The organism is uncultured Halorubrum sp. (genome assembly GCF_937146585.1).
GTDB classification, from domain to species: Archaea; Halobacteriota; Halobacteria; order Halobacteriales; family Haloferacaceae; genus Halorubrum; species Halorubrum miltondacostae.
Window position 1 is genome coordinate 1 of sequence record NZ_CAKZRO010000134.1, and the last position, 3,475, is coordinate 3,475.

Here is a 3,475-nt window from a genome sequence, read left to right on the forward strand (position 1 = left end):
GCGAGGCGGTGTACGCCTACGTGACGACCGAGGACGGCTACGAGGGCGACGACGACCTCCGCGACGCGATCATCGCGGGCGTCGAGGACGCCATCGGCCCGATCGCCCGGCCGGAGCAGGTCGTGTTCACGCCCGACCTGCCGAAGACGCGGTCCGGGAAGATCATGCGTCGGCTGTTGGAGAACATCGCGGACGGGAAGGAGCTCGGGAACACGAGCACCCTCCGAAATCCGGAGATCGTCGAGCAGATCCAGCAGAAAGCCGGCGGCGAGTAGCCGAGCGGCGACTCCGTTTTCCGAACGACTGACGAGCGTCGACACGGCGACACCGCGAATGAATATCACGATAAAGCCAGACAAACACACCACGACACTACATACCACAGCACATGTCACACAATAACTCACGAAGTTCGGACGACGCGGTCACTGACGGTGGCCGCGCAACCGACGACGCGGCCACCGACGGCGGCGTCGCTACGACCGCGGCACAGAAGCACGACAACACCGATTACCTCAGTGAAGAGGTGAACCTGCTCAAACCGAGCACCGCGTACATGCGGGATCACCTCCGTATCGTCTGGACCGGGTTCATCGTTTGGGCGCTCGTCGTCTTCGGCCCGGTGACGATGACGGTGCTCGCGCCGGGCGTGATGACGACGACGATGCCGGTGCTGGGGTTCCCCTGGCATTACTTCCTGGTCGCCTTCGGCGCGCCGACGGGTGCGTTGATCCTGGCGGCCGTCTACGCCCGCCAACGCGACAAGTTGGACGAGAAGTACGGCATCGACCACGACACCGACGCCGAGCCAGCCGAACCCGAACCCGCCGGCTCCGAGACCGCCGCTGACGGAGGGAAGCAGGAATGACGGTCCCGATCCAAGCCGAGGCGCTCGACATCTCGTTCAAGCTCCTCCCGGCGATCATCGTCTTCCTGATGATGGCCTCGTTCCTGATCATCGGCTTCGTCTTCAAGGTGGCAGATACCGAGGGCATGTGGGTCGCCGGCCGGGGGATCGGCAACATCGAGAACGGGATGGCCATCGGCGCCAACTGGATGTCGGCCGCCTCGTATCTCGGTCTCGCGGGGTTGGTCGCGCTCGCCGGCTTCTACGGGCTCGCGTTCATCGTCGGCTGGACGACCGGCTACTTCGTCCTGCTCATCTTCCTCGCGGCGCAGATGCGCCGGTTCGGGAAGTACACCGCTCCGGACTTCGTCGCGGACCGGTTCAACTCCCCGATGGCACGCGCACTGGCCGCGTTCACCACGCTGCTCATCGCGTACGTCTACTCCGTGGGCCAAGCCCGCGGGATGGGGCTGGTCGGTCAGTACGTGTTCGGACTCGACATCATCCCGATGATCGTCGTGATGATGACCATCACCGTCGGCTACCTCGCGCTCTCGGGGATGCTCGGCGCGACGAAGAACATGGCCGTTCAGTACGTCATCCTCATCGTCGCGTTCCTCGCCGGCGTCTACGTCGTCGGCTTCTCGCAGGGGTACTCGACCGTGCTCCCGCAGATCGAGTACGGCGCCCTGTTCAGCGAGCTCGGCCGTCAGTTCAGCGAACCGTTCATCGGCGGGAACAGCTACTACCTGTGGGTCGCGACGGCGTTCTCGCTCATCGTCGGCACGTGCGGCCTCCCGCACGTGCTGGTCAGGTTCTACACGGTCGAGAGCGAACGGACCGCCCGCTGGTCCACCGTGTGGGGGCTGTTCTTCATTCTACTGTTGTACTGGGCCGCGCCGGCGATGGCGGCCTTCGGCGTCGACCTGTTCGCCGCCGTGAACGGCATCTCGTCCGACGCGGTGTTCAGCGGCGAGCAGGCGATGTCGGGCGCGGAGGGCGACGTCATCGTCGTGCTGGCCGCGCAGTTCGCCGAGCTGCCGACCTGGTTCGTCGGGCTGGTCGCCGCCGGTGCGATGGCGGCCGCGATCGCGACGACGGCGGGGCTGTTCATCACCGCCTCCTCCGCCGTCGCCCACGACATCTACGCCGAGCTCATCAACCCCGACGCGACCCAACGTCAGCAAGTGCTCATCGGCCGGGCGACCATCGTCGGGATCGGCGCGCTCGTCACGGTGACGGCGTTCAACCCGCCGGCGCTCATCGGCGAGCTCGTCGCCTACGCGTTCTCGCTCGCGGGCGTCGTGTTGTTCCCGATGTTCTTCCTCGGGTTGTGGTGGGAGAACACCAACCGGCAGGGGGCGCTGGCGGGGATGACCGTCGGCCTGCTGCTGTGGTTCACCTCGATCATCAACAGCGTCCTGCCGGCCTACGTGGGCTTCCTCGCCGACGTCGCCGGCGGCTCCGGACAGGCGCTCGTGCCCATATACGCACAGTACGTCCCCCCGATCGGCGCTGCCCTGGTCGGGACGCCGCTCGTGTTCCTCGTCACCATCGGCGTCTCGATGGCGACGCCGGAACCGCCGCTGGAGACCAAGCGGATGGTGCGCCAGTGTCACAGCCCCGAACCGATGGGCCAGCAACAGTCCGCCGAAAACATCGTCTCCGACAGCGGCGGTGACGCCCCCGCCGACGACTGACAATGTATAGCGACATCCTCATTCCGACGGACGGTAGCGAGACGGCCAAGGCGGCCGTCGACCACGCGGTCGACCACGCACAGAGATACGGCGCTCGCCTGCACGCGCTCTACGTCGTCGACATCGACGCCGTGAACTTCGGCCTGGGAACCGAGCAGGTCGACCGCATCAGACAGGGGAAGTTCGGCGAGATGACCGAACTCAAAGAGCGCGCCGAGGCCGCCACCGGCGTCGTCGCCGACGCGGCCGCGGAGCACGACGTCGAGGTCCGCGAGGAGATCCGCGCCGGAACGCCCCACGACGTCATTGCCGACTACGCCGACGACGAGGGTATCGACCTGATCGTGATGGGGAGCCACGGCCGGACCGGCGTCCGTCGTGCGCTCCTCGGGAGCGTCACGGAGCGCACCCTGCGCTCGACGCACGTCCCCGTCCTCGTCGTCGACTACCTCGACGAGGACTGAGCACCCCGGCCGGACCCCTCTCTCCCTTCGAGATCGACGTTTCACACTTCCGCAACACCGACGTATCCGCCCCACGCACTCACCCCATGCCCGACTCCGACACCGCGAAGACGCCCGACGACGAACCGAGTCCGAGCGTCGCCGACCGCGCCCGCGACGTGCTCAGCGAGAACGGCACCGGGATGGTACAGGACCTGCTCTTCGCGGTCGCGTGGGTGGGGCTCGCGTCGCTGCTGTACGACTTCGGGTTCCCGACGGCGCCGCGGTGGGTGCTGTACATGTTCATGCTCGCCGGCATTCCGGCGTACTTCGGCTTCTTCATCTCGCTGGAGATAGCCAAAGAGCAGAGTCAGCGCTGAGTCCGGTTCGACGCTGCGCACGGCCCGGTCTATTTCAGACGTCCCGCTCGCCGCCCTCATCCGGCGAGATCGCGGATGTCGGACACGTCGAGCAGCCGCTCTCCC

Annotated in this window: 4 protein-coding genes and 1 pseudogene; all 5 read left to right on the forward strand. The window is 66.6% G+C overall.

The genetic code is table 11. From position 1 onward, the window contains the following. A pseudogene (locus tag Q0116_RS10625) lies at positions 1-275 on the forward strand (acetyl-coenzyme A synthetase); the annotation flags it as partial. Positions 276-388: 113 nt separating this feature from the next. Further along, positions 389-868 (forward strand): DUF4212 domain-containing protein, encoded by a 480-nt coding sequence (locus Q0116_RS10630; RefSeq protein WP_297887868.1) that lies wholly within the window; start codon positions 389-391, stop codon positions 866-868. Next, complete coding sequence (locus Q0116_RS10635) at positions 865-2,547, forward strand: cation acetate symporter (RefSeq protein ID WP_297887871.1); 1,683 nt, start codon at positions 865-867, stop codon at positions 2,545-2,547. Before Q0116_RS10630 ends, Q0116_RS10635 begins: the two co-directional genes overlap by 4 nt. Positions 2,548-2,549: 2 nt before the next feature. Further along, positions 2,550-3,011 (forward strand): universal stress protein, encoded by a 462-nt coding sequence (locus Q0116_RS10640; RefSeq protein ID WP_297887873.1) that lies wholly within the window; start codon positions 2,550-2,552, stop codon positions 3,009-3,011. Between the two features lie 86 nt (positions 3,012-3,097). After that, complete coding sequence (locus tag Q0116_RS10645; RefSeq protein WP_297887876.1) at positions 3,098-3,370, forward strand: hypothetical protein; 273 nt, start codon at positions 3,098-3,100, stop codon at positions 3,368-3,370. Positions 3,371-3,475 lie beyond the last annotated feature (105 nt).